The following is a 25643-nucleotide window of genomic DNA, read 5'->3' as shown; positions in this document are numbered from 1 at the left end:
GTGTGTCCCCCCGAGGCATTTCGCCTCGGGGGGACACACGACGTCGGGGGGCCGGACGCCAGTAGGACCGTAGGACCGGCATGCAAGGTCGGGGCTAGGCGGCGTCCGGTCTCCTGCGGCTGACGGACCATCCCACCGTGGCGCTGACCGCGATGCCGACCAGGAACAGCGCGACAGCGAGTCTCGCCGCGATCGAGTAGCTGTCCGGCTCGGCGACCGTCCAGCCGAGGAAGGGCAGAGCCACCAGGCCGGCAGTCGCCATGGAGACGGCCACGAGCCATGCCCTGCCGCGTGGCGCCATCTGAGGCGCGGGCCACCCGACGTTCAGCACCACGAGAGCGATGGGCAAAGTGATCAGGATGAGCAGGCGGCCGGCCATCCCCGGGTCGCCGAACGGCCCGGCCATCGAGAGCACCAGCACGGGCCAAGCCACCCCGATCGTGCCGCGCACCGCGGCCGTGACCCAGTAGCGCGGGCGGTCCCTGCCCCGCCCGGTGACCGTGGAACCGATCAGAAAACAGATCCATCCGGCCATCGCGGCCAGTACCCATTCGGTGAAGATGTACTGTCCGAGGCCGGTCAGCGGTACGACGGGTTTGCTGGAGCCGATCCCGGCGAAGCCGCGCCGCTCCCACCGGCCGGAAGTGTCGCGGACGACCAGACCGTCTTGCTGTTCGGCCACGATGACGACATGGCCGCCCGGCTTGCCGACCACCACGACCGAGGTCGAGGCGAACTCGGCCGGTGATGGTCCGAACAGGACATTCTGATGGGCCCGGCGCAGAAATGCCTGACGGCCTGCGGTGATCTCCCAGGCCACAGTCCAGTTCCTGCCACCGTCGACCGACTCCTCGACTCTGGGCCCGCCGAGACCGACCCGGTAGCAGTGCTCCGGCGTTCCCGGTACGCACGCCTCGGTGCGCTGCACAGGGCGGCCCGTTCGGGCCGCGGCCAGGTCGGCCGATTCCGCGTCGGTCAGAGGACGCCAGGAGTCCCCGCCGTCCGATGTGGTCAGCAATCGCCCCTCCCGCTGGAGCAGGACCTTGCCTTCCCAGGTCACGACAGCCCGCGCTTCGGGGACGAAGGAAGCCGAGGTTGCGGCCACGGTGACCACCGTCAGGGGGACGGCCACCCATACTCTGGCCAGCCGGACGATTCGGGTGCCCGCCGATCTGGAGCGGGCCCGGGTCCACAGCCACCAGCCGGCTCCGAGTGCCGGCAGCGCGAGGAGATCGCTGGGATCGGCCAGAACCCGGGATGGCCCGGCGACGAGGCTCCAGAGCTCAGACGCGAGGGCAGCGCCGGCAGCCGTGCACTTGACCAGGCTGAAGGCCATGCCGGTGACCAGGATGGACAAGGCGGCGAGGACGTTTGCGGCACGGCCGACCGGGAGGGTGCGGCAGATCAGCGCCACCGGCAGCGCAAGCAGGGGCGGCGCCAGCACCAGGCCGGCGACGTCGCTCAGCTTGCCCGTGACGACACCGGGAAGTGCCTGCTTGAGCAGATGGTCGTTGACGGCCATGACGGCGACCGCCAGGACGGTTCCCGGATGACCGACCCAGGCCAGGACGGCGCCGGCAGCAAGGCCCCTGGGCCGCAGGTGTTCTGACGGACCATTCGTCGCCATACGGTCAGTGTCGGCATCCTCGGTCACGGCTCGAACACCACTTGGTCTCGGCTGCCTTACGCAGTTGTGTTCGGTCCCCACGCCTCAGGCGGAAGGGGAAGCGGCGGCCTTCCGGGATGGGCGCAGCACCGTGGCCGCGAGGACGAAGGCCACCGCGAGCAGTACGGCGCCCGTGCCGAAGGCGAGGCGGAAGCCGCCGGTGAGGGCGGACGCGGTGGTGTGACCGTCGGCGAGCAAGGTGTGGGTGCGCGAGGCGGCGAGGGTGGAGAGGACGGCGACGCCGAGCGCGCCGCCCACTTGCTGGGTGGTGTTGAAAAGGCCGGACGCGACGCCCGCGTCCTGCGCTCCCGCGCCGGACATGCCGAGCACGGTCAGGGCGGAGACGGCGAGGCCGAAACCGCCCGCGAGCAGCATCGTCGGCAGCAGGTGCACGGCGTAGTGGGCATGCACCGGCAGCCGGGTCAGCAGCGCGAGGGCGGCCACGAGCAGGGCGAGACCGGCGAGCAGGACGCGGCGTTCGCCGAAGCGCGTGTTGAGGCGGGCGGAGAAGGCGAGCGAGACGGTACCGATGGCGAGTGCGGCGGGCAGCATGGCGAGCCCGGTGGCCGCGGCTCCGTAGCCCAGCACGTTCTGCAGGTAGAGCGCCATCAGGATCTGGAACCCGAAGAGCGCGGAGACCATGAGGACTTGGACGGCGTTCGCCCCCGCGACGTCGCGCGAGCGGAACATGCGCAGCGGCAGCAGCGGGGACGGTGCCGTCGCCTGGCGCGCCACGAAGGCGGCGAGGAGTACGACGGCCAGGGCCCCGAGCGCGAGCGTGCCGCCGGAACCCCAGCCGTGCCGGCCTGTCCGGACGATCGTGAAGACCCCGGTCATCAGCCCGGCGGTGACCAGCGACGCGCCGAGGGCATCGGCGCCGCGGGCGGCCGGACGTGCCGGATCGGGTTCGAGCACGCGCACGGCGAGCATCCCGGCGGCGAGGCCGATGGGCAGGTTGATGAAGAAGATCCAGTGCCAGTCGACGGCCTGGGTGAGCACGCCGCCGAGCACCTGCCCGATCGACGCCCCGGCGGCGCCGACGAAGCTGAACGCGCCGATGGCGCGGCCGCGTTCACGGGGTTCGGGGAACAGCGTGACGATCAGGCCGAGACTGACGGCCGAGGTCATGGCCCCGCCGACACCCTGGAGGAAGCGGGCGGCGATCAGTACCGCCTGGCCGGTGGCGAGGCCGCACAGCAGTGAGGCACCGGTGAAGACGGCGAGTCCGGCCACGAACATGCGCTTGCGGCCGAACAGGTCGCCGAGCCGTCCGCACAGCAGCAGCAGACCCCCGAAGGCGATCATGTAGGCATTGACGGTCCAGGTGAGGTCGGCGGGGGAGAAGCGCAGGTCACGCTGGATGGCCGGGAGGGCCACGGTGACGATGCTTCCGTCGAGGATGATCATCAGCATGCCGGCGCAGAGGACGGCGAGGGCGAGCGTGCGGGAGTGGCGGCCGGAGGCGGTGCGTGGAGCCGCGGCCTGTGCTGCGGTGGGAGTGCGCGAGGGCATGGCGTCGTCTCCTGGTTGTCGGGAACGCGAGGACCCGGGATCCAGGTGTGACGCTAGCAGATTGTTTTGTTGGGGACTATCTCTTTCGGTTCGTGGTGACTCTCCTCGACTCCCCTTCCGCCAAAGGCTGTTGAGCTCAGCCCGACAGGCCCGTGGGCCGTCCATGTTGTGATCGTGTGCGCCTTCCGGGAGGGGGAGTTGATTCCCTGTGGGGCGGAATGGCCGCTGGTGGGCCATAGGATGGCGCGGTGCTGGTGAAGTGGATTCGCTGTGGCGTTCTCGACCGGGCGGCATTCGAGCGCGGACAGCGGAAATGGGCCAACGGACTCCCCGGGGAGCCGGGTTTCCGGGGGCAGGGCGGGGGCTGGAGCCGCAGCCAGCCGGGTGTCGCGCACCTCTTTGCCTTCTGGGAGGACCGCGAGTACTACGACGCCTTCATGTCCGGCCCCCATGACCGCCTTGCGGCGCCCCAGGCGGAGACCTACGAGAGCCTCGGCGTGAAGCTCTTCGAGCACCGGCTGGACGTCAAGGTCGGTTTCCGTCCCCGCTTCGCGGACAGCGACCTGCTCAGGCTGGCCCACTGCAAGGTGCGGCCGGACCGGGCCGACCACTTCGTCCTCATGCAGCAGCGGGTCTGGAACCCGGCCATGGCCGGCTCGCCGGGCATGCTGCGCGGTGTGTTCGCGCAGGGTCCCGAGTCCGATTTCCTGGTGCTGTCGATGTGGGACTCGGCCGCGGAGCGCGGCAAGTACCGGGACGGTTCCGTCGCCCGGCTCTCGCAGCGTGCCGACCTCGATGCGGACGTGCTCGCGGTCGCAGGCGATGTCGTCGACCTGGAGCAGTCCTGGTCGGTCTGAGGCCGGGCGGCGCGCGCCTCGGCAGGCGCCGGCCGGCCCCGGAGCCGGCCGCCCTGCGTCAGCCCTCCTTGGCGGGCCGGGTGATCACCGAGAAGTAGGCCCCGTGCGGATCGTCGAGGACCGCGATGCGTCCCACGTGCGGCAGGTCGAAGGGCGGCACCGAGACGCTGCCGCCGAGCTCCGCGGCCCTCGCGGCGGCCGCGTCGGTGTCGTCGACGGCGACGTAGTGCATCCAGTGCTGGGGTATCTCGGCCGGCCAGGCGTCGTTCATGAGCAGGATGCCCCCGAACACACCGCCGCCGCCCTCGACTTCCAGCTCGGTGTAGGTGCTGTCCCCGGCGAAGGGATGCGTCTCGCCCGTCCAGCCGAAGACGTCCCGGTAGAACGCGCGGGCCCCTTCCACATCGCGGGTGTTGAGCTCGATCCAGGAGAACGCCCCCGGCTCGTTCTGCAGCCCCGCCCCCTTGAAGTTCCCCGGCTGCCAGACCGCGAACTCCGCCCCGTGCGGGTCGGTGAACTGCGCGAAGCCGCCCTGGTCGAAGACGGCCATCGGCGGCACGGAGACGGCCCCGCCCGCCGCCTGCACCGCCTTGGCGGTGTCCTCGGCGTCGGCGGTGGCCACGTATGTGATCCAGCGCGGCCGGTCGCCCTCGGCCATCACCGGGCCGACGGCGGCCACCGGCTCGCCGCGCAGGGTGAAGAAGGTGTAGCCCCCCGCCTCCGGGGGCCCCGGCTGGGATTCCCAGCCGAACAGGCCGCCGTAGAAAGCGCGCGAGGCCTCGATGTCGGGACTGCTCAGATCGGTCCAGCACGGTGCGCCGGGAACGAACTCGGTGGTCTTCATTGCGGCCTCCAACCGGGGGTGCCGCAAGGGGCTCCCCTCTTCAATGCTCAGTCTGAGACCCACCACTGACAATCGGGGGTGGCGGCCGGCCGGCCGACGGGAGCTTGCCCGGTCAGGCGCGCGGTCCCGCTGCGGGGACCCACCGCACGTCACCCCTGCCGCGGGCATCACGGCACCGTGCGGGACGCGGTGTCTCATTATGCGATCCACAGGCCCGCCGACGACCGCGTGAGCCCGCAGGTGCCCGGTGGGCGGACCGCCGCGCCCGTGCGAGGGCGTACGAATTACAGTGAGGCCATGGCTCGACCGCGTCGCATTGTGCTCATCCGTCATGGGGAGTCCCAGGGAAACGCCGACGACGCGATCTATGAGCGGGTCCCGGACCACGCGCTCAACCTCACGACCAAGGGCGAGGAACAGGCCCGTGCCGCGGGCGGCCAACTGAGGGACCTCTTCGGCGACGAACGGGTCCAGGCGTTCGTGTCCCCGTACCGCCGCACGCATCAGACCTTCCACCTGCTGGGACTCGACCCGCGCCGCACCCGCGCCAAGGAAGAGCCCCGGCTGCGCGAGCAGGACTGGGGCAACTACCAGGATGCCGAGGACGTTCAGCGGCAGCGGAGGGCCCGGGACGCGTACGGCCACTTCTTCTACCGGTTCGCCCAGGGCGAGTCCGGGGCGGATGTGTACGACCGGGTCGGATCCTTCCTGGAGACGCTCTACCGGGCCTTCGACAAGCCGGAGTTCCCGCCGAACGTGCTCCTGGTCACGCACGGGCTGACCATGCGGCTGTTCTGCATGAGGTGGTTCCACTGGACGGTCGACGAGTTCGAGGCCCTCTCGAACCCGGACAACGGTGAATTCCGCGTGCTGCTCGCCGAGCCGGACGGCCGCTACCGGCTCGACCGGCCCTTCGCGCGCTGGCGTACCACCACCTCCGACCTGGCGAGATATCACGGGTGAGATTGCGCACAGGACGATTGACCCCGATGACACGGGATGTCAGAGTTCTGGGCGCCATGACCGCTGATCCTGCCGATCTTCCCCGCTCCCGCGCGCTCGCCAGCCTGCGCGGACTCGCCCTCGGCGACGCCCTGGGCTCCCAGTTCTTCGTGCCCGCGCACTACCCCGCCCTGAAGAGCGGCACGCCGCCGGCGGGGGTGTGGCAGTGGACCGACGACACCGAGATGGCCTGCTCGGTCGTCGCCGTCCTCGACGCACACGGCTCCGTGGACCAGGACGCGCTCGCCGCGTCCTTCGCCGCCCACCACGACTTCGACCGCGGCTACGGCCCCGCCGTCAACCGCATGCTGCGGCTGATCCGGCAGGAGAACGGCGACTGGCGCACGCTGGCCGCCGAGATGTTCAACGGCCAGGGCTCCTGGGGCAACGGCGCGGCCATGCGCGTGGCGCCGCTCGGCGCGTGGTTCGCGGGCGAGCCCGAGAAGGCCGCCGAGCAGGCGGAGCTGTCCGCCTACACCACCCATCAGCACCGCGAGGCGGTCGCCGGTGCCATGGCGGTCGCGGCCGCCACCGCGCTGGTCGCCGGGCCCGCCGCCCCGGCCGAGCCGGAGGCGCTGCTGACGTCCGTCGTCGGACTGCTGCCGCGCAGCGCCGTCCACGCGGGGCTGCGGCGCGCCGTGGACATGCTCGACTACGACGACGTCGCCACCGTCGCCGCCGTTCTCGGCTGCGGCCGGCGCACCAGCGCGCACGACACCGTCCCCTTCGCCCTCTGGGCCGCCGTCCGGGGCCTCGGCGACTACGAGCGCGCGTTCTGGACCACCGCCCGTGCGGGCGGAGACGTCGACACGACCTGCGCCATCGTCGGCGGCATCGTCGCCGCCCGGCCGGACGGCGAGCCGCCGCGGGCCTGGCTGGAACGCTGTGAACCGCTGCCGGAGTGGCTGCCCGCCGCCTGAGCCCCGGCGCAAACCGATCCTTCGTCACGGCCCTGTCACAGACCGGGCCGCGAGCCCCACCTCGCGTATACGCCCCGGACCACGGCGCATAGCCTGTCGGCCACGCGGCCCCGGCGATCTTCCCGGGGCGTGCTGACAAGCTCCGGTCCCGCGCTGTGTCATCGGCCTGCGACCGGTGGGGAGGGGTCCTCATGTCCGACGTACCGAAGGACGCCGCGCCGAAGCGGCTTCCGCACAGTCCTCCGCACAGCCCAACGCACCCGGCCCGGCCACCGGTCCATCCGGCGGCCCGTCCGGGCGGCCGCGCCCCGGTGCAGCCTCACCCCTGGACGCCACCGCCTCCGCCGCCCCCTCCGCAGTGGATCCTCGACAGCCGCGTCAAGGCGCCGTCCGCCGTCCCCCCGGCGGTGCTCTGGATCGCGCTGCTCACCGGCCTCCTGGCCGCCGTGCTGCTCCGTGACGGCATCGGCGTCAACCTCCTGCTGACCGCCCTGCCTGCCGCGCTCGCCGCCGGGGTCGCGGCGGTCGTGCGCGGCCGCCGCCCGCGTCCGTGGACGCTGGTGTGGGCCGTCACCGCCCTCGGCCTGCTGCTCGTCCCCGCGCTGCGCGACGCCGGCTGGCCGGCCTTCCTCGCGGTCCTCGCCTTTTTCGTCGTGGGCTCGCTCGCCCTGCACGGCGGCCGCCGCTGGCCGGGAGTGCTGCTGGGGGGCCTCGGTGTGTGGGCGTCCGTGGTGCCCGGCGTGGGCTGGGCGCTGCGCGGCCTGCGCGAGCGCACCGCGCGCAACCGGCAGCGCTGGCTGCCGATGGCCAAGGCGGTCGTGGTCACCGTCGTCCTGCTCCTGGTCTTCGGCGCGCTCTTCGCCGGGGCGGACGCCGCCTTCGCCGACCTGCTGGGCGGATTCGTCCCCGACATGACGCTCGGCGACTTCCCCGTGCGCGTCGTGCTGTTCGCCGTCGGCGTGCTGGGCGCGCTGGCCGCCGCGTACACCGCCGCGGCGCCGCGCCGCTTCGACCGCGTCAAGGTCAAGCCTGGCCGCGCCCGTGGCCGGGCCGAGTGGGCGCTGCCGCTGGTCGTCCTCGCGGTGCTGTTCGCCGTCTTCAACGCCGTGCAGCTCACCGTGCTCTTCGGCGGCTACCAGAAGGTGCTCGCGGAGACCGGCCTGACGTACGCGCAGTACGCACGGCAGGGCTTCTGGCAACTGCTGATCGTGACCCTGCTGACCATCGGGGTGATCGGCCTGGCGCTGCGCTGGGCGCCCCGGGGCACGGACCGCGACCGCCTGCTCGTGCGCTCGGTCCTCGGCGCGATCTGCGTGCTGACGCTGATCGTGGTCGCCTCCGCGCTGCGCCGCATGGAGCTGTATGTGGGCGCGTACGGGCTGACGCGGATGCGGATCTCCGTGGCCGGCATCGAGCTGTGGCTCGGGCTGCTGATCGTCCTGATCATCGCGGCCGGCGTGTACGGCGCCCGCTGGCTGCCGCGGGCGGTGGTAGCGAGCGCGGCCGTCGGCTTCCTGGCGTTCGGCCTCGCTGGACCGGACGCCCTCATCGCGGAGCAGCAGGTCACCCGGTACGAGAACACCGGCCGCATCGATCTGGCTTACCTGCAGGACCTGTCCGCCGACGCGGTCCCGGCGCTGGACCGGCTGCCGGAGCCGCAGCGCTCCTGCGCGCTGGCACTGCTGGCGCACGACCTGCGGGGCGACGGCGATCCCTGGTTCGCCAGGAGCCTCGGTGAGTCGCGGGCCCGTTCCATGCTGGCCGCCCGCCCGGTGGACTCGGACAACCCCTGTTCGCGGGCAGGGCTCGTGGAGGGGTACCGCATCGAAGTGCCCTGACGGGCCACGGCCTGCCGCCGCCCCGGCCTCCCCTCGGGCCGGGCGGCGGAACGCCGTCAGGCGGCGGGCGCTCCCGCCGTACCGCTCAGCGCCTCCAGGTCGCTCTTGCGCACCCGGATCACGAACAGCGCGGTGGCCAGGGCCAGCAGGACCAGCGCCACGGCGGCGTACAGGGCGGTGGAGATGCCGTGCGCCAGGACCTCGTGCGACCAGGGCGCGGGCAGCTCGTGCGTCCGCGTGAACTCCTCCTTCTGCGCCGGGGTCGCCTGGGCGAGGAATCCCGGCACGGTTTCGGTCGCCTTGTCGCGGCTGGCCGTGCCGAAGACCGTCACCAGGATCGACAGGCCCAGTGAACCTCCCACCTGCTGCATGGCGTTGAGCAGCCCGGAGGCGGCACCCGCCTCGTGCTGCGCGACTCCGGAGACGGCGGTCAGCGTCAGCGTGACGAAGTTCAGGCCCATACCGAAGCCGAAGATCACCATCGGGCCCAGCACCCCGCCCGCGTAACTGCTGCCGGGGTCGATGAAGGTCAGCCAGGCCATCCCGATCCCGGCGAGCGCCGAGCCGGTGATCAGGAAGGGCTTCGGCCCGAGCACCGGCAGGAAGCGGGTCGACAACCCCGCCCCCGTCACGATCGCCACGGTGATCGGGAGGAAGGCGAAACCGGCCGCGATGGCGCTGTAGCCGAGGACGGTCTGTACGAAGATGACGATGAAGAAGAACATCCCGAACATGCCCGCGGCCAGACTCAGCATGATCACGTAGGTGCCCGAGCGGTTGCGGTCCGCGAACATCCGCAGCGGGGTGATGGGTTCCTTGGCACGGCGCTCGATGAGGACGAACGAGCTCAGCAGGACCACTGCCGCGCCGAACGCGCCGATCGTGAGCCCGTCCCGCCAACCCTGGTCGGCGGCCCGGATGAAGCCGTAGACGAGGGAGGCCATGCCGAGCGTCGAGGTCGCCGCGCCGGCGATGTCGAACCGGCCGGGATGCCGCTCGGACTCGTTGATGTAGCGCGGTGCCAGGAAGGCGATCAGCAGGCCGATGGGCACGTTGACGAAGAAGACCCAGCGCCAGTCGAGCCAGTCGGTGAGCATGCCGCCCGCCAGCAGGCCGACCGCGCCACCGCCCGCGGAGACCGCTGCGAAGACGCCGAACGCGCGGTTGCGCTCGGGCCCCTCGGGAAAGTTGGTGGTGATGAGGGCGAGCGAGGTGGGCGAGGCGATCGCGCCGCCGACGCCCTGCAGGGAACGCGCCGCGAGCAGCTGCCACGGCTCCTGTGCGAAGCCCCCGAGGAGGGAGGCGAGCGAGAACAGCAGGATGCCGAAGACGAACACCCTGCGCCGGCCCAGGATGTCGCCGGCCCGTCCGCCGAGCAGCAGCAACCCGCCGAAGGTGAGGGTGTAGGCGTTGAGCACCCAGGACAGATCCGTGGTGGAGAAGGAGAGCGCACCCTGAATGTGCGGGAGCGCGATATTCACAATCGTGGCGTCCAGCACGACCATGAGCTGGCAGGCCGCGATCACGGCGAGAGCGATCCCCGGCTTGCCGTCGCGTCGTGCGGCGCCGGGCTTGCGTGGTGAGGTGATTTGCTCAGTCGTCACAAGATCCCCCAGACGGTGACTAGTGAACGGCCACGTTCACTATGGACGACACTAGAGTGGGGTTGTTAGTGAACGCAAGCGTTCACTAACGCCGAGATACCGAGAAGGTGCCATGGTCATGTCCCACGAGGCGGCAACGGGTCCGTCCAAGCAGGTCGCGCCGCGCCGCCGCGGTCCCGTGCTGGAACGCGCCATCCTGAAGGCGGCCTTGGAGCAGCTGAGCACCGTCGGCTGGCGGGGACTGACCATGGAGGGCGTCGCGTCCGCCGCCCAGACCGGCAAGGCCGCGGTCTACCGCCGCTGGCCCTCCAAGCAGGCACTGGCCACCGACGCGCTGCAGGCCGCGCTCCCCGCCGTCCCCGATGTGCCGGACCTCGGCAGCCTCCGTGAGGACCTGCTCTTCCTGGTGCTGAGAATGCGCGAGGCGATGTACTCGCAGAGCGGACTGGCCCTGCGCGCCGTGATCGACGAGTCCGACCACGAGACGGCGCACTGCTTCGTGCGGCTGGTCGTCGAGGGAGTGGTCGAGCCCACCAAGCACCGCATCCTGGACGTCGTGCGGCGCGGGGTCGAACGCGGAGAAGTGCGTCCGGACGCCACCGGGGACATCGTCGCCGACGTCGTGCCCGCCCTGATGATGTACCGCTCGAAGATCGGTGGACGGGAGATCTCCGAACGCGACCTCGTGGAGGTCGTCGACCAGGTGATGCTGCCCCTGCTGCGGCCCTGGGGCGCGTGAGGCCGGGCGGGACCCGGCCTCCGGCGGCTCGGCGCCGGAGCGTAGGGTTGGCCTTGCCATGTTCCGTGAACCTCCCACCCACAGCGTCGAACGCTCCTTGCGCGCGACACTCGGCGCCAAGATCGTCGCGGGCGTCGACGAGGTCGGCCGGGGGGCCTGGGCCGGACCGGTCACCGTCTGCGCGGCCGTCACCGGACTGCGGCGGGCGCCCGACGGGCTCACCGATTCCAAACTGCTCACCGTCAAGCGCCGGGGTGAACTCGCCGTCGTGCTCGCCGGTTGGGTGAACTGCCACGCCCTCGGTCACGCGTCGCCCGAGGAGATCGACGACCTCGGGATGACGGCGGCACTGCGGCTCGCGGCGACGCGCGCCCTGGAGGCCCTGCCCGTACGGCCCGACGCGGTCATCCTCGACGGCAAGCACGACTACCTCGGGGGGCCGTGGCGGGTGCGGACGGTCATCAAGGGCGACCAGTCCTGCATCGCGGTGTCCGCGGCCTCGGTGATCGCCAAGGTGCGGCGGGACGCCATGATGGCCGAACTGGGCGTGGACTATGCTCCGTTCGGTTTCGAGTCCAACGCCGGGTACCCTTCGCCGGTGCACCGGGCCGCTCTGGCGGAACTGGGGCCCACCCCCCACCACCGGCTGTCCTGGGCATATCTCGATACGCTGCCGCGTTGGCAACACCTGAAGAAGGTCCGGGAGACCGTGGAGGCGGGGGAGACGGGTGAGCAGCTCGGCTTCGATTTCTGAGCCGAGTTGTGACCTACCTGCCGCTGCGCTGTTCCGGTGCATTTGATAGACATCAGCACATGCCTCTCATCCCCGAGGAGCCTCAGATTCACGAGAGTGTCCCGGGTTCTCGCGTAGCCCCGGCCGCCGGCCGGTCCGCGTCGACCCCCCGCCCTGTACCGGCCCCCGGCCCCCGTCCGGCGTCCCCCCGTCCCGCGCCACCGCGCGGCGGCACCGCGGTCAACGCCCGGCCCGGCCGCCCCGGCCCCACTCGCGGTCCGGCCGTCCCGCCGCAGCCGCGGCCGCCGCGGGAAGCCGAGGTCGCGCAGGCCGGCTCCGCCGGTGCGGCGACGACGCAGATCCAGCTCATCCCGGCTCCGGTGGCGGGGGCGCTCGACGCCGCCGACGAGGCCGTCGACCTGCTGCTGGACAGCGGTCGGGCACCCGGCGAGGTCCTGGTGCTCACCACCGGCGAGCAGCACCCCTGGGCCGCCCACGAGCTGAGCTTCGGCGAGGCGTCCTACTGGGCGCAGCACGAGGCCGGCGACGATGTCTTCTACGCCGCCCATGACGCGGAGCGCGCCCAGGGCCGTCCGGTCGTGGTCGTGGCCGTCAACGGCGGCTCGGACGAGGTCGTGGGCGCACTGCTGCCCTCGGCCATGCGACGGGCCGGCGCGCTGCTGATCGTGTGCGGCGACCCCCAGCGGATCAACGGGCTGCTCGGCGCGAACGCCTGATCAGCGCGCTGCCGCGCGGCGCAGGGCCGGTGTCCCTCCGGGGCGCAGGGCCGCTGCGCCGTGCTGTTCGCGTGACCAGGACGAGGCGTTGGGGGTACGTCCGACACGTGCCTCGCCGTACACGCGCCAGCCGTCCTGGGTCAGCGTGATGTAGGAGCCGGGGCGCAGGCCGTGCAACGAGCAGGCGTCCCGCAGGCCCCACGCCCAGGCGCCGTCCGCCTCGGTCCACGCGGCGTCGCCCTCGCGGCACACCAGAAGGACGGTGGTGCGCACGGGGGTGCGCCGACGCAGGTCGTCCGGGGTGATCCGGCGCAGGTGGGACAGGATCGCGTTGCGGCGCTCCCAGCCGTCGACGACGTCCTCGCGCTGGGCGAACGAGGCGCTGGCCGTCAGCCGTCCGTCGGGCGAGAGGACCGCGAGCACCGCCGTGCCCGGCGCGGGCAGGTGGCGTGCGTGCAGGTCCTTGACCACGTCGCGCGGGCTGATCAACAGCGGGAAACCCGAGGCGATCCAGGCCGCCGGCTCCAGGGTGCGTACCGGGCGGGCGGTGCGGGAGGACGTGCCGGAAGTGGTCTCCGGAGCGAAGCCCATGGCCACGATCCTCCCTTCGGGTATGCGTCCGAGACCGGGTGCGCGGGCGCATACCGGTCGCGGGGGCTCGAGGAGCCGAACGGGGAACGGCCCAATTCTTCCCTTCGCACACGCGAGCGGCAACGGTCAATTAGTCGATGTGTCTGTTATCGGACCGTCCGCCGCATAGATCCCCGCCCGCTGTCCGGCATGTGACTGCGGATCAGCCCTGCAGAGCCAGGACCAGCGGAAACACCGCCGTAACGCCTGACCTGCGCAGCAGTCGTGCGGCGACCGCCAGGGTCCAGCCCGTTTCGGTGAAATCGTCGACGAGCAGGACCGGCCCGGGCGTTGCCGCGATGGCGGCGGCAAGGCCGGGCGGAACGGCGAAAGCCCCGTGCAGCGCGCGCAGTCGCTGCGCGCTGTTGCTGCGCGGCACCCGCGAGGGCTCGACGTCACCGGTGTGGGCCAGTTCCCCGAGCAGCGGCATGCGTCCGGCGTGGGCGATGCCCTGCCCCAGCGAGGCGATCAGCTGAGGCCTGGTGTGGGAGGCGACGGTCACCACGCCGACCGGGCGGGGCGGCGCGTCCGGCCCGCCACCGGCCCAGCCGCCCGGCCCCCGGGCCCAGTCCGCCAGAACCGTGACCACGGCGTTGACCACGTCGTCCGCCACGGGCGCGTCCGGGGCGTTCGCGGCGAAGAGCGGTCGCAGCCGGTTGCCCCAGCCGATGTCCGACAGCCGTCCGAGGGCCCGACCGGACTCCGCCTGTTCGCCCGCCGGAATCCTGCCCTTGAGGTCGATGCCCACCGCCGGGAGACCCGTGGGCCACATCCGGCGCGGTTCGACTTCGACCCCAGGGCGCCCGAGGGCGGCCCGGGCGGACTCCAGCGCCTCGCGGGAGACCTCCGGGGAGTACCGCGGCGCCGCGCAGTTGTCGCAGCGGCCGCAGGGGGCGGCCTCCTCGTCGTCGAGTTGGCGCCGCAGGTACTCCATGCGGCAGGCGGTGGTCGTGGCGTACTCGCGCATGGCCTGCTGCTCGGCCTTGCGCTGCCGGTCGACCCAGGCATAACGCTCGGTGTCGTACGCCCAGGGCTGCCCCGTGGACGTCCAGCCGCCGCGCACCCGGCGGACGGCGCCGTCCACGTCGAGGACCTTGAGCATGGTCTCCAGCCGGGTGCGGCGCAGGTCGACGCGGGCCTCCAGGGCCGGCACGGACACCGGCGCCGCCGCCTCCGCCAGCAGGGCGAGGGTCTGGCGGACCTGTTCCTCGCGCGGGAAGGCGAGGGAGGCGAAGTAGCGCCAGATCGCCTCGTCCTCCGGACCGGGGAGCAGCAGCACCTCGGCGTGGTCGACGCCGCGCCCGGCGCGGCCGACCTGCTGGTAGTAGGCGATGGGGGAGGAGGGCGAGCCCAGGTGGAGCACGAAGCCCAGGTCGGGCTTGTCGAAGCCCATGCCGAGGGCGGATGTCGCGACCAGCGCCTTGACCTCGTTGCGCAGCAGCGCGGCCTCGGCCGCGCGCCGGTCGGCGTCCTCGGTGCGGCCGGTGTACGACGCCACCTCGTGCCCGCGCTGCCGCAAAAACGCCGCGACCTCCTCGGCGGCCGCCACGGTGAGCGTGTAGATGATGCCGGAGCCCGGCAGCTCGCCGAGGTGGTCGGCGAGCCAGGCGAGGCGGTGGGCGGCGTCCGGCAGCGGCAGCACGCCGAGCGAGAGGCTCTCGCGGTCCAGCGGCCCGCGCAGGATCAGTGCGCCCTCGTGGTCGCCGGTGCCCAGTTGCTCGGCGACGTCGGCCGTCACGCGCGCGTTGGCCGTGGCGGTGGTGGCCAGCACGGGGACGCCCGGCGGCAGGTCGGCGAGCATGGTGCGCAACCTGCGGTAGTCGGGCCGGAAGTCGTGCCCCCAGTCGGAGATGCAGTGCGCCTCGTCGACCACGAGCAGGCCGGTGGTGGCGGCGAGTTTGGGCAGTACCTGATCGCGGAAGTCGGGGTTGTTGAGCCGCTCCGGGCTGACCAGCAGGACGTCGACCTCGCCGGCGGCGACCTCGGCCTGGACGGTGTCCCACTCCTCGGGGTTGGCCGAGTTGATCGTCCGGGCCCGGATGCCGGCCCGGTCGGCGGCGTCGATCTGGTTGCGCATGAGGGCGAGCAGCGGGGAGACGATCACGGTGGGGCCGCTGCCGCGTTCGCGGAGCAGTGCCGTGGCCACGAAGTAGACGGCGGACTTGCCCCAGCCCGTGCGCTGGACGACCAGGGCCCGGCGGCCTTGGGCCACCAGCGCCTCGACCGCGCGCCACTGGTCCTCGCGCAGGCGGGCGGTGCCCGTCGGGTCTCCGACGAGCCGGCTGAGGATCGTGTCGGCGGTGGTGCGCAGTGCGGTGGTCATGCCCCCATGCAACCCGATGACACCGACACCGTGCCAACCGCACCCGTCGGGCCTGTGGATAACTCGCCCGGCATTTTTGCGATGATATGAGGGGTTTATCCACAGGTTTTGGAGGGGTCTGGCGGAGATCCACGCCATGCGCCACCTTCGGATCATGACTCAGCACACCGCATCATCCCCGCGTCCCTCGGACGACCCGAAGGTCACTCTGCGCAGTCCGGCCGACCTCGCCGCCGCGCTCCCGTACCTGTGCGGTTTCCACCCGGACGACAGCATTCTGATGATCGCCCTCCACGGCGAACGCGGCCGCTTCGGCGGCCGGGCCCGGCTGGGCATCCCCCGCAACCCCGGCGAATGGCCCGACGCGGCAGTCCAGTTGGCGGACTGCCTCGTCACCGGCAGTACCCAGCGCGGCGCCCGCCCGGACGCCATCGTGCTCTTCCTCGTCCAGGACCCGGCGGCCGGAGAAAGTCCCGGGCAGGTCATGGAGCGGCTCAGGCCGCTGGCACAGGGCCTGCGGGTGGCCTGCGGCAGCCTCGACGTACCCGTGGTGGAGGCACTGTGCGTCTCCGCCGGCCGCTGGTGGTCCTACTCCTGCCCGGCCACCGAGTGCGGACCTCCCGAAGGCGTGGTGGTTCCACCTTCCGGTGACTCGGTGATGGCGGCCGCGGCCGCTTACGCGGGCATCCGGGTGCGCGGTTCCCGCAAGGAGCTGGAGGACCGCCTCACCCCGCCCCCGGCGGGATCTCCGGCGACCGTCGCGCGGGAGGAGGCGCTGGACGCGGCGGCCGCCGGACTGGTGCCGCGCATGCTGGAGCACGACGACTCCGACGAGGTGCGGCGCACCACACTGAAGCTGCTCAAGGAGGCGCTGGACCGGTTCAAGGCGGCCTCCCCGGAGGACGACGGCCCGATCGGCGACCGCCGTGACGACACCCTGCTGAGTGACGACGAGGCCGCCGCGATGATCCTCGGCCTGCAGGACCGCGACACCCGTGACCGGGCCGCGGAGTGGATGGACCCGCCGCACACCGACCCCGCCCTGCGCCTGTGGCGAGCGCTCGCCCGCCGCTGCGTCGAGCCGTACCACGAGCACGCCGCGGCACCCCTGACACTGGCCGGCTGGGTCGCCTGGTCCGCGGGGGACGAGGCCACCGCGCGCGTCGCCTTCGGCCGCGCGCTGCACCTCGCCCCCGACTACACCTTCGCCCGGCTGCTGTATGCCGCGGTCAACAACGGAATCTCCCCAGAGCCGCTGCGCCGCTACCTGCGCCGGCGGCGCAGCGGGCAGGCCCGCCGCGCCGCCATCCTCACAGCTCGCCGCGGGCCAGCCGGATCAGCCGGTCGAGGACCCGGCCGCCGCTCACCCGGAGCCCGTCGTGCTCGTACTCGTCGGTGACCCACGTCCGCAGCCCGCGCACCGACCGGGCGGTGGCCAGGGAGTCGGCCGTGTCGACGTACATGTCGTCGTGGTATACGGCCGCGGCCACCGGCACCTCGTTCACCGCCAGTTGGCGCGGGTCGTACAGGTCGGGCCAGTCCTCGCGCCGCGCCAGCAGTTCCGCCGTGTCGCTCAGCGGGGCGAGTGCCGGGTCGGTGGAGAACATCCAGGGGTAGATCATCTCCCCGGTCAGCAGCACCGGCGCGTCGTCCGCCAGCCGTTTGTCCACGTCGAACTGCGGGAACTCGCCGCGCACCGACTCGGCCGCCCAGCCCGTGCCCCGCGGCGACACCGACCGCTGGCCGTAGATCGACTCGTGCAGCACCGCGTAGAGCGGATTGCCGGCGAAGGAGAGATGCCCTTGCGCCTCGGCCAGGAACGAGTCGGACAGCCGCGGGTGTGCGGTCCCCGGCAGGAACGCGTCCTCCAGCAGATAGTGCAGCGTGTGCGAGCCGGTGCCCGTGCCCAGCATCAGGCCGAGCGACTGGAACGCCTCGGCGGTCAGCAGCCCGCCGTCCGGCAGCGTCACCTTGTGCTCGCGAAGGTGCCGCGCCACGGCGCGGACCGTCTCCGTGTCCTCCGGGTAGCGCGCGTAGTGGGCCTCGACCTTGCGCTCCACCCGGGGGTAGGCGGCCCGGTAGACGTCGTCGGCGCTGCTGCCCAGTCCCGCGAGACCACCCGTCACGAACGCCTCGCGAATCCCCTCGGGGGCGACGGACAGATACGTCAGCGTGCAGAAACCGCCGAAGCTCTGCCCCAGCAGGCTCCACTGGCCGCTCTGGCCGAGCAGTTCACGGCGGATCAGCTCGCAGTCGCGGACGATCGAGTCGGCCCGGAAGTGCTCCAGATACCGGGCCTGGGCGGTGGCGTCGCCACGCAGCGGCAGGGTCTGCCGGTTCGCGGGGGTGGAACGGCCGGTGCCGCGCTGGTCGATGAGCAGCACCCGGTAGTCGTCCAGGGCCCGGGTGAGCCAGCCGTCGCGGCCCAGTGGTCGCGGTGACCTGCCCCCCGGGCCGCCCTGGAGGAACAACAACCAGGGCAATGGCTCCCGTTCCTTGCCGACCGCCACGACCTCGCGGGCGTACACCTCGATCTGCTCACCACGTGGATCCGCGTGGTCGAGCGGTACCTGAAAGGTGCGGTCGGTGATGACGGTCCCTGGCTGGCGGTAGACGGCCATGGCTCTCTTTCCGCTGATACGAACGGTTTCCCGATCAGGAACGGTAGACGGCGCGTGACCCGAGTGCCCACACGGGCGTTCACCGGGATAGTGGCGGCACCGCCCGCCCGAGCCGACGAGGAGATGGCATGGGCCCGCATCAGGCCAATCGGTCGTCCTCCCGCGCCGACCGGGGGCCGCAGGCGGTGCACGACGCGGTGATCTGCGTCGCGGCCCCGTCCCTCGCGGTCTCGGGGCGGGACGGGCAGTTGCGCGGCGACGGCCTGGACGGCTTCTACCAGGCTGGGCGGCGCGTGCTGGCCCGCTGTGAGCTCCGGCTCGCCGGGACGGCGCCGGTGCCCGTGCAGGGCTTGCCGGTGGCGGCCGGGCAGGCGCGGTTCACCGCGGTCGCCCGGGTGCCCGGTGACGCGGCCCCGGATCCGGCCCTGACCGTGGAGCGGCTGCGCTCTGCGAACGGCACCGAGCGCATCACCGTGCACAACACCGGGCCGCGCGAGGTGCGTATCCCGTGCGAGGTGTCCCTAGCCTGCGATCTCGCCGAGCTGCCGGCGATCGCCGCGGGGGCATCCGGCCCCGAGCTGCCGGCCAGCGTCTGCGACGCGGGACTGCTGTGGTCGGGCGAGAGCGGAAGAGTCCGGGTCATCGCCGCGCCGGGGCCCGACAACGCGATGGCCTCGGCCGGCCTGCTGAGCTGGGACCTGGTGCTGCCGCCAGGGGCATCCCGCACGATCGAGCTGCGGGTGGTCCTGGAGCCCACCGGGGCGCAGTCGCCCGGCCCGGCGTCCGGACCGCCCACCGCGCCGTGGTCCACCGCGCGGATCGACTGCGAGGACGGCGGGGCGGCGGCGCTGCTCCGCACCGCCCTCGACGATCTGCGAGCGCTGCTGCTGCGGGACCCCGGGCACCCGCTCGACGCCCATGTGGCGGCCGGGGCGCCGTGGCGGCTGGGTCTGGCCCCGGCCGACGCGGTGTGGGCGGCGCGCATGCTGCTGCCGCTCGGCACGCGGCTGGCGGCCGGGACCCTGCGCACCCTTGCCCGCCGGCAGGACCCGGAGACCGGTCAGGTGCCCGGACCGCTGCGGCACGCCGGGCCGCACCTGCCCCCCACGTGCTCGGGCGTGGAGGCCGGGCTGCTCTTCGTCACCGTGCTCGCCGAGGCACGGCGCTGGGGGATGTACGAACGGGAGGCCGAGCAGCTGCTGCCGGCGGCGGAGCGCTCCCTGCGGTGGCTGAGGGCGTCCCTGACCCCCGCCGGGTACATGCCCGACCCCGTGTCCGGCGGCCCGGTGCGCTGCGACGTGCAGGCGCACGCGCACCGCGCCATGCTGCACGGCGCGGATCTGCTGGACGCCTACGGACGCCCCGGTGCCGAGGAGTGGCGCGAGCGGGCGGAGGCGCTGCGCCGCCGCTTCCGTGAGGACTTCTGGCTGGACGACCGTCCCGGGGGCAGCCCGGCCGCCGCCCTGACTCCGGACGGCAGACCGGTGCCGTATCTCGGCGCGGCGGTGGCGCACCTCCTGGACACCGGGCTGGCCGCCGGCGGTCAGGTAGCCCCCGGACTGCTGGACAAGGTGCAGACCGAGCAGCTCGCGCGCCTGCTGGCGGCGCCGGAGCTCGACTCGGGGTGGGGGCTGCGCACACTGTCGGCCGCTGCGCCGGGCCACAACCCCTTCGGGCACCGGGGAGGAGCCGTGCGCGTCCACGACACCGCCGTCGCGGTCGCCGGCCTCGCCGCCCACGGCTACGAGAGGGAGGCCGCCGCCCTGCTGCGCGGCGTGCTCGACGCGGGCGCCGTCTTCGGCCACCGGCTCCCCGAGATGTACGCCGGCGAGCAGCGCGCCGCCGACCGCGTACCCGCCCCGCACCCGACCGCGTCCCGTCCCGCCGCCGTGGCCGCCGCCGGGGCGGTGCAACTGCTGACCAGCCTCGCCGGGATCCGCCCGGACGTCCCCGAGGGCGTCGTGGCCATCCGCCCCATGGGCTGCGCGCCCCTGGGGGAGTTGCGGCTGACGGGGCTGGCGGTCGCCGGCGAGCCGTTCGCGGTACGCGTCAGCCGGCTCGGGACGGCCGTCGTGGAGGAGGCCGCGGCCGGACTGCAGCTCGGTTCCTGACCGGACGGGCAGCGTTGCTCCACGCTCCCGCCCCGCCCCTGCCGTCCGCCCCTCCCTTCGGACTCAGGCCCGGCTTCGTCCTGACTTCGCCCCGACTCACCACCACGTCGAACAACCGGCCGACAGCGGGCCCCGTCATCCTCGCAACCTGCTGCTTATCGTCAGGCAGACGACTATGATCGCGGACATGTCGCCCTACGACCCGTCAGCTTTCCCGCCGTTCGCCGTCACCGTCGACCTCGTCGTGCTCACGGTGCGCAGCAACGCCCTGTGCGCCCTCGCGGTCCGCCGTGGCGAGCCGCCGTACCAGGGCCGGTGGGCGCTGCCCGGCGGCTTCGTACGCGGCGACGAGGACCTGGCCGAGGCCGCCGCCCGGGAGCTGGAGGAGGAGACCGGGCTCCGCGCCGGCAAGGGGGTGCACCTGGAGCAGCTGGCCACGTACGGCGACCCCAAGCGCGATCCGCGCATGCGCGTGGTGAGCGTCGCCCACCTGGTGCTCGCCCCCGACCTGCCCGCCCCCCGCGCCGGAGGCGACGCGCGCAGCGCCCGCTGGGCCCCGGTCGGGGAGTTGCTGCGCAATGGCGAGGACGGTGCCCTCGCGTTCGATCACGCCCGGATCCTCGGCGACGGCGTCGAACGCGCCCGCTCCAAGCTCGAGTACTCCGCCCTGGCCACCGCCTTCTGCCCACCGGAGTTCACCGTCGGCGAACTGCGCCGGGTCTACGAGGTGGTGTGGGGTGTCGCCCTCGACCCGCGCAACTTCCACCGCAAGGTGACGGGCACGGTGGGCTTCCTCGTTCCGACCGGCGGTACGACGACCCGTCAGGGCGGGCGCCCCGCTCAGTTGTTCCGCGCGGGTGGTGCGACCATCCTCAATCCGCCCATGTTGCGGCCAGAGGTGTAAATTTCGGACCTTTCGCGCGTTATCGTGCAAGGGTGATCCAGGCCATCGGACTGACCAGCGCGTCCCGCGGCGATGAAGCACCCGCCGTGGACGACCTCACTTTCGACGCCCGCCCCGGGGAGATCACCGCCCTGCTCGGCGACAGTGGCGCGGGCAAGTCGACCGCATTGCGGCTGATGCTCGAACTCGAACCCGGCCGCGGCATCACCCTTTTCGGCGGCCGGCCGCTGCACCGCCACACGCACCCGGCGAACATCGTCGGCGTGCTCCTCGGAGACGTCCCCGGACATCCCTCCCGGACCGCCCGCGGCCACCTGCGGATGCTGGCCGCCGCCGCCGGCGCGCCGCTCGAACGCGCCGATCAGGTCCTGGAGATCGTGGGCCTGTACGACGCGGCCGACCGGCGTCTCGGCGAGTTCTCGCTCGGCATGGACCGCCGCCTGGGCGTTGCCGCCGCCCTTCTCGGCGACCCGCCGGCCCTCCTGCTCGACGACCCCGCGCAGGACTTGTCACCCCGCGACACCGCCTGGCTGTACGGATTGCTGAAAACCTATGCCGCACGCGGCGGCACGGTCGTCGTCACCGTGAGCGATCCTCGAACGGCCGGACGCCTCGCGGACCGCATCGTCACGCTCGACGCGGGACGGCTCGTCGCCGACCAGTCCGCCCGGGAGTTCGGCCGCGGACGGCTGCGCCCGTACGTCGCCGTGCAGTCGCCCCAGGCCGAACGGCTGGCGCTGCTGCTCGCCGACGACGAGACCGAGATCACCCAGGAGAGCGGCAGCCGCATCTGCGTCTACGGCACGACCACCGCCCGGATCGGGGAGACGGCCTTCCGGAACGGCATCCTGCTGCACCGCCTCGCGGACGAGGTGGGCGACACCGGCGTCCCGGAGTCGCCGCGCGGCGAGCGCGTCCCCGGCACCGTCTCCCTGGCGCCCGTGCGAGAGGCGCGCCCGCCCGCCGGGCCCGCCCGTCCGGTCCGCTACGAACTGCGCCGCCTCGTGGGTATCCGAAGCCCTTGGCTCATCGCCCTCGCCGGCGTGCTCGCCTCCGCCCTCTCCACCCTCGTGCTGCTGCGCACCGGGCACCACGCCGTCTCCCTGCGCCTGCTGACCGGCTGGGCGCATTCCCTGCCGCTTCCCCCGGCCGCGCTCGGGGGCGGGCTCCTCGGGGCGCTCTCGTACGGCCAGGAGTTCCGCTACCCGGCGCTGGCGCCCGCCAACGCGCCCGTGCCGCGCCAACTGCGCCTGCTGCTGGCCAAGCTCGTCGTGAACGGTGGCGCGGCGCTGCTGATCGCCGGTTGCGCGGCCGTGGCGGGAGCGGTGGAGGTGCATTTCCTCGGCGGCCACGGGCTGCCGGGTCTCCACGCCCTGGCCCGTATCGCGGTGACATGGGGGGTGCTGGCGCTCGTCTGCTGCTGGGCCGGTGTGCTGGCGGCCGGGGTGTTCCGCACCACCGCGCTGGGCTTGGCCGGGGTGCTGGCGGTGCCACTGCTGGTGGCGCCCGTGGTGCGCCGGGCGGCGACGGCGCCGGCGATCGACGCGGTGCGGCTGGCGAGCCAACCCGTCCGCTATTCCTTCGTCTTGTCGCTCTTCGCTCTGTTGTGTGCCTATGTGGCAACGGTCTTGCGCCGGAGAAACCCCATTTCCTTCCGATAAAGCGTCAATTATCAGGTGATGAGTGCTCACCCTTTCGTGTGCTTTTCAGCAAAGCCCTCAAGGCGCCGGGCGTCATCGCCGACAAATGATGCGTGAGTACCCTTGCGCACACCATGATGACCGCCGCCCGCTCCGCCGACTCCAGCCTCGTCGGCGGTGGCGAGCTCGACCGCTATCCGTACGCCGACGTCTCCGCAGGTTCCTCCCTGGACCGGCCGGGCGGTGTGCCCTCCTGGGAGGGGGGCGACACCGACATGGGCCGGGTGGGCCGCCGGGCGGGCGGCAGCCGTGGCCGCGGGCTGCACGGCCAACTCGTCCAGCAGCTCGGCCAGATGATCGTCTCCGGCGACCTGGGCGCCGACCGCCCGCTCGTCCCCGAGGAGATCGGCCAGCGTTTCGAGGTCTCCCGCACCGTCGTCCGTGAATCACTGCGTGTACTGGAGGCCAAGGGTCTGGTCAGTGCCCGGCCCAACGTCGGCACCCGGGTCCGCCCCGTCAGCGACTGGAACCTGCTCGACCCCGACATCATCGAATGGCGGGCCTTCGGCCCCCAGCGGGACGACCAGCGCCGTGAGCTGTTCGAGCTGCGCTGGACGATCGAGCCGCTCGCCGCCCGCCTCGCCGCCGGCCACGGCCGGGAGGACATCCAGCAGCGCCTGGTGGACATGACCGAGATCATGGCTCACGCCGTCGGTCAGGGCGACGGGCTGACCTTCTCCCGCGCCGATGCCGAGTTCCACGGCCTGCTCCTGCAGGTCGCGGGCAACCGCATGCTGGAGCACCTGTCCGGCATCGTCTCCGCCGCTCTCCATGTCTCCGGCGGCCCCGTCACCGGCTGCGAGCGCCCCGGCGATCACTCCGTCGCCCTCCACGCGCGGGTGGTCGAGGCGCTGGCCGCCTCCGACGGTGCCGAGGCGGAGGCCGTCATGCGCCAACTGCTGGCCGTGCACACCGAGCCGGGTCCCGCCGCCGGGACCCCCGACCATGTCGTCCCCGCGCCGCGCGAGCACTGATCGCCTGGAGCGAGCCGGAGACGGCACCGACATCCGCCGCCGGCCCACACCCTCCGGGCCCGGCGGCGGAGCCGTCCGCCCCGGCCTGGCGGACGGCCATGGCCGCCTCGTTCACGGCGAGTGTCCGGCTATCGACTGGTTGGTGCCGTTCCGGGGTGTGACTCGGACCACGTGGGGTCGGGCGTAACGCTCTGGCGAGCAGCGCGATGAGGTAAGAGGTGGCGGCCGCACGAGGAATATCCGCGACGAACATGACGCTGAGTTGCTGAGCGGTTCCACCGTAGTCGTTTTCCATCGTTCCGAGAGGTTGTTCGTGTCGGCCAGCACATCCCGTACGCTCCCGCCGGAGATCGCCGAGTCCGAGTCTCTGATGGCGCTCATCGAGCGGGGTAAGGCTCAGGGTCAGATCGCCGGCGACGACGTGCGCCGAGCCTTCGAAGCGGACCAGATCCCGGCAACCCAGTGGAAGAACGTTCTGCGCAGCCTCAACCAGGTCCTCGACGAGGAGGGTGTGACGCTGATGGTGAGTGCCGCTGAGGCGCCCAAGCGCACCCGTAAGAGCGTCGCAGCCAAGAGCCCGGCGAAGCGTACTGCCACCAAGACCGTCGAGACCAAGGCCGCCCCGGTGAAGAAGGCCGTGGCAGCCAAGGCCGCCGCGGCACCCGCGTCCGCCGTCGAGGCGGAAGCGGTGGCGGACGTGACCGACGAGGGCGTGGCGCCCGCCAGGAAGGCCGTGGCGAAGAAGACCGCGGCCAAGAAGACCACCGCCGCCGCCAAGAAGACGACGGCCAAGAAGACCACTGCCGCCGAGAGCAAGACCAAGAAGGACGACGAGCTCGCCGAGGGCGAGGAACTCCTCGAGGAGGTCACGCCCGGCAAGGACGAGGACGTACCGGCGGCCGAGACCGAGGCGGAGAGCTTTGTGCTCTCCGACGACGACGAGGACGACGCGCCCGCGCAGCAGGTCGCCGCGGCCGGTGCCACCGCCGACCCGGTCAAGGACTACCTGAAGCAGATCGGCAAGGTCCCCCTCCTCAACGCCGAGCAGGAGGTGGAGCTCGCCAAGCGCATCGAGGCCGGTCTGTTCGCCGAGGACAAGCTGGCCCAGGCGGACAAGCTCGCCCCCAAGCTCAAGCGTGAGCTGGAGATCATCGCCGAGGACGGCCGCTGGGCCAAGAACCACCTGCTGGAGGCCAACCTCCGCCTGGTGGTCTCGCTGGCCAAGCGCTACACCGGTCGCGGCATGCTCTTCCTGGACCTGATCCAGGAGGGCAACCTGGGCCTGATCCGTGCGGTCGAGAAGTTCGACTACACCAAGGGCTTCAAGTTCTCGACGTACGCGACGTGGTGGATCCGCCAGGCGATCACCCGCGCGATGGCCGACCAGGCCCGCACCATCCGCATCCCGGTGCACATGGTCGAGGTCATCAACAAGCTGGCCCGCGTCCAGCGCCAGATGCTCCAGGACCTGGGCCGCGAGCCCACCCCGGAGGAGCTGGCCAAGGAACTCGACATGACCCCCGAGAAGGTCATCGAGGTCCAGAAGTACGGCCGCGAGCCGATCTCCCTGCACACCCCGCTGGGCGAGGACGGCGACAGCGAGTTCGGTGACCTCATCGAGGACTCCGAGGCGGTCGTCCCGGCCGACGCGGTCAGCTTCACGCTCCTGCAGGAGCAGCTGCACTCCGTCCTCGACACGCTCAGCGAGCGCGAGGCCGGTGTGGTCTCGATGCGCTTCGGCCTGACCGACGGCCAGCCGAAGACGCTCGACGAGATCGGCAAGGTGTACGGGGTCACCCGTGAGCGCATCCGCCAGATCGAGTCGAAGACCATGTCCAAGCTGCGTCACCCGTCCCGCTCTCAGGTGCTCCGCGACTACCTGGACTGATCCGGACCGGCTCCCGACGGGCCCGCGACCGCCACTCGGC

General features: G+C 72.4%; 20 protein-coding genes. 13 read left to right on the top strand and 7 right to left on the bottom strand.

Annotated features, from left to right (window positions below; genetic code table 11):
* Nucleotides 1–94: 94 nt before the first annotated feature.
* Together ACFWVC_RS22285 and ACFWVC_RS22280 are read right to left on the bottom strand one after the other, a co-directional pair.
* A complete protein-coding gene (locus ACFWVC_RS22285) occupies nucleotides 95–1627 on the bottom strand; it encodes a hypothetical protein (RefSeq protein ID WP_384288609.1) in 1533 nt (510 codons plus the stop codon).
* 84 nt (nucleotides 1628–1711) lie between these two features.
* Nucleotides 1712–3178 (bottom strand): DHA2 family efflux MFS transporter permease subunit, encoded by a 1467-nt coding sequence (locus ACFWVC_RS22280; RefSeq protein WP_384288606.1) that lies wholly within the window; start codon nucleotides 3176–3178, stop codon nucleotides 1712–1714.
* Nucleotides 3179–3426: 248 nt separating this feature from the next.
* On the opposite strand from ACFWVC_RS22280, the gene ACFWVC_RS22275 reads away from it, so the two are divergent.
* Nucleotides 3427–4035: a YdbC family protein gene (locus tag ACFWVC_RS22275; RefSeq protein WP_384288604.1), complete on the top strand. Its 609-nt coding sequence runs from the start codon at nucleotides 3427–3429 to the stop codon at nucleotides 4033–4035.
* 58 nt (nucleotides 4036–4093) lie between these two features.
* Here ACFWVC_RS22275 and ACFWVC_RS22270 read toward each other — a convergent pair whose 3' ends face one another.
* Nucleotides 4094–4879, bottom strand: coding sequence for a VOC family protein (locus ACFWVC_RS22270; protein ID WP_384288601.1), 786 nt, complete (start codon nucleotides 4877–4879; stop codon nucleotides 4094–4096).
* A 297-nt stretch (nucleotides 4880–5176) separates the two neighbouring features.
* Here ACFWVC_RS22270 and ACFWVC_RS22265 point away from each other — a divergent pair, with 297 nt between their 5' ends.
* The 3 genes from ACFWVC_RS22265 to ACFWVC_RS22255 all read left to right on the top strand — a co-directional run bounded on the left by ACFWVC_RS22265 (nucleotide 5177) and on the right by ACFWVC_RS22255 (nucleotide 8639).
* Complete coding sequence (locus tag ACFWVC_RS22265; protein WP_384288599.1) at nucleotides 5177–5842, top strand: histidine phosphatase family protein; 666 nt, start codon at nucleotides 5177–5179, stop codon at nucleotides 5840–5842.
* 56 nt (nucleotides 5843–5898) lie between these two features.
* Nucleotides 5899–6801 carry an ADP-ribosylglycohydrolase family protein gene (locus tag ACFWVC_RS22260; protein ID WP_384288596.1) on the top strand — a complete coding sequence of 301 codons (903 nt, stop codon included), beginning with the start codon at nucleotides 5899–5901 and terminating at the stop codon, nucleotides 6799–6801.
* Nucleotides 6802–6992: 191 nt separating this feature from the next.
* Nucleotides 6993–8639 (top strand): DUF4153 domain-containing protein, encoded by a 1647-nt coding sequence (locus ACFWVC_RS22255; protein ID WP_384288592.1) that lies wholly within the window; start codon nucleotides 6993–6995, stop codon nucleotides 8637–8639.
* 56 nt (nucleotides 8640–8695) lie between these two features.
* On the opposite strand, the gene ACFWVC_RS22250 is transcribed toward ACFWVC_RS22255, so the two are convergent.
* Nucleotides 8696–10243: an MFS transporter gene (locus ACFWVC_RS22250; RefSeq protein ID WP_384288588.1), complete on the bottom strand. Its 1548-nt coding sequence runs from the start codon at nucleotides 10241–10243 to the stop codon at nucleotides 8696–8698.
* A gap of 112 nt (nucleotides 10244–10355) precedes the next feature.
* Between ACFWVC_RS22250 and ACFWVC_RS22245 the strand changes: the two genes are divergently transcribed.
* From ACFWVC_RS22245 to ACFWVC_RS22235, 3 genes are read left to right on the top strand one after another with little or no spacing between them, the layout of a single operon-like run.
* Nucleotides 10356–10982 (top strand): TetR/AcrR family transcriptional regulator, encoded by a 627-nt coding sequence (locus tag ACFWVC_RS22245; protein ID WP_384288586.1) that lies wholly within the window; start codon nucleotides 10356–10358, stop codon nucleotides 10980–10982.
* Between the two features lie 58 nt (nucleotides 10983–11040).
* Nucleotides 11041–11736: a ribonuclease HII gene (locus tag ACFWVC_RS22240; protein ID WP_384288582.1), complete on the top strand. Its 696-nt coding sequence runs from the start codon at nucleotides 11041–11043 to the stop codon at nucleotides 11734–11736.
* Nucleotides 11737–11795: 59 nt separating this feature from the next.
* Entirely contained in the window at nucleotides 11796–12452 is a 657-nt protein-coding gene (locus ACFWVC_RS22235) for a hypothetical protein (protein ID WP_384288576.1), read from the top strand.
* Here the strand turns inward: ACFWVC_RS22235 and ACFWVC_RS22230 are convergent, their stop codons facing one another.
* On the bottom strand, nucleotides 12453–13049 hold the full coding sequence (locus tag ACFWVC_RS22230; RefSeq protein ID WP_384288572.1) for a hypothetical protein: 597 nt from the start codon (nucleotides 13047–13049) through the stop codon (nucleotides 12453–12455).
* Nucleotides 13050–13245: 196 nt separating this feature from the next.
* Complete coding sequence (locus tag ACFWVC_RS22225) at nucleotides 13246–15405, bottom strand: RecQ family ATP-dependent DNA helicase (protein WP_384288568.1); 2160 nt, start codon at nucleotides 15403–15405, stop codon at nucleotides 13246–13248.
* A gap of 154 nt (nucleotides 15406–15559) precedes the next feature.
* On the opposite strand from ACFWVC_RS22225, the gene ACFWVC_RS22220 reads away from it, so the two are divergent.
* Complete coding sequence (locus ACFWVC_RS22220; protein WP_384288565.1) at nucleotides 15560–16804, top strand: DUF4192 domain-containing protein; 1245 nt, start codon at nucleotides 15560–15562, stop codon at nucleotides 16802–16804.
* Here ACFWVC_RS22220 and ACFWVC_RS22215 read toward each other — a convergent pair.
* A complete protein-coding gene (locus ACFWVC_RS22215) occupies nucleotides 16716–18026 on the bottom strand; it encodes an alpha/beta fold hydrolase (protein WP_384288560.1) in 1311 nt (436 codons plus the stop codon). The two genes, ACFWVC_RS22220 and ACFWVC_RS22215, sit on opposite strands and share 89 nt — an antisense overlap.
* Nucleotides 18027–18154: 128 nt before the next feature.
* On the opposite strand from ACFWVC_RS22215, the gene ACFWVC_RS22210 reads away from it, so the two are divergent.
* The 5 genes from ACFWVC_RS22210 (at nucleotide 18155) to ACFWVC_RS22190 (ending at nucleotide 25603) form a co-directional block, all read left to right on the top strand.
* Complete coding sequence (locus tag ACFWVC_RS22210) at nucleotides 18155–20137, top strand: glycogen debranching N-terminal domain-containing protein (RefSeq protein ID WP_384288557.1); 1983 nt, start codon at nucleotides 18155–18157, stop codon at nucleotides 20135–20137.
* A 175-nt stretch (nucleotides 20138–20312) separates the two neighbouring features.
* Complete coding sequence (locus tag ACFWVC_RS22205; RefSeq protein ID WP_384288555.1) at nucleotides 20313–21041, top strand: NUDIX domain-containing protein; 729 nt, start codon at nucleotides 20313–20315, stop codon at nucleotides 21039–21041.
* A 32-nt stretch (nucleotides 21042–21073) separates the two neighbouring features.
* Nucleotides 21074–22702: an ATP-binding cassette domain-containing protein gene (locus ACFWVC_RS22200; RefSeq protein ID WP_384288552.1), complete on the top strand. Its 1629-nt coding sequence runs from the start codon at nucleotides 21074–21076 to the stop codon at nucleotides 22700–22702.
* Between the two features lie 92 nt (nucleotides 22703–22794).
* On the top strand, nucleotides 22795–23715 hold the full coding sequence (locus ACFWVC_RS22195) for a FadR/GntR family transcriptional regulator (protein WP_384288550.1): 921 nt from the start codon (nucleotides 22795–22797) through the stop codon (nucleotides 23713–23715).
* A gap of 313 nt (nucleotides 23716–24028) precedes the next feature.
* Nucleotides 24029–25603 (top strand): RNA polymerase sigma factor, encoded by a 1575-nt coding sequence (locus ACFWVC_RS22190; protein ID WP_384288547.1) that lies wholly within the window; start codon nucleotides 24029–24031, stop codon nucleotides 25601–25603.
* Nucleotides 25604–25643: the final 40 nt, after the last annotated feature.

The sequence above is a fragment of the Streptomyces sp. NPDC058691 genome (assembly GCF_042714775.1).
GTDB lineage: Bacteria > Actinomycetota > Actinomycetes > Streptomycetales > Streptomycetaceae > Actinacidiphila.
The sequence above is the reverse complement of the archived record's forward strand: the minus strand, read 5'-3'. Positions and strand labels throughout refer to the sequence as shown.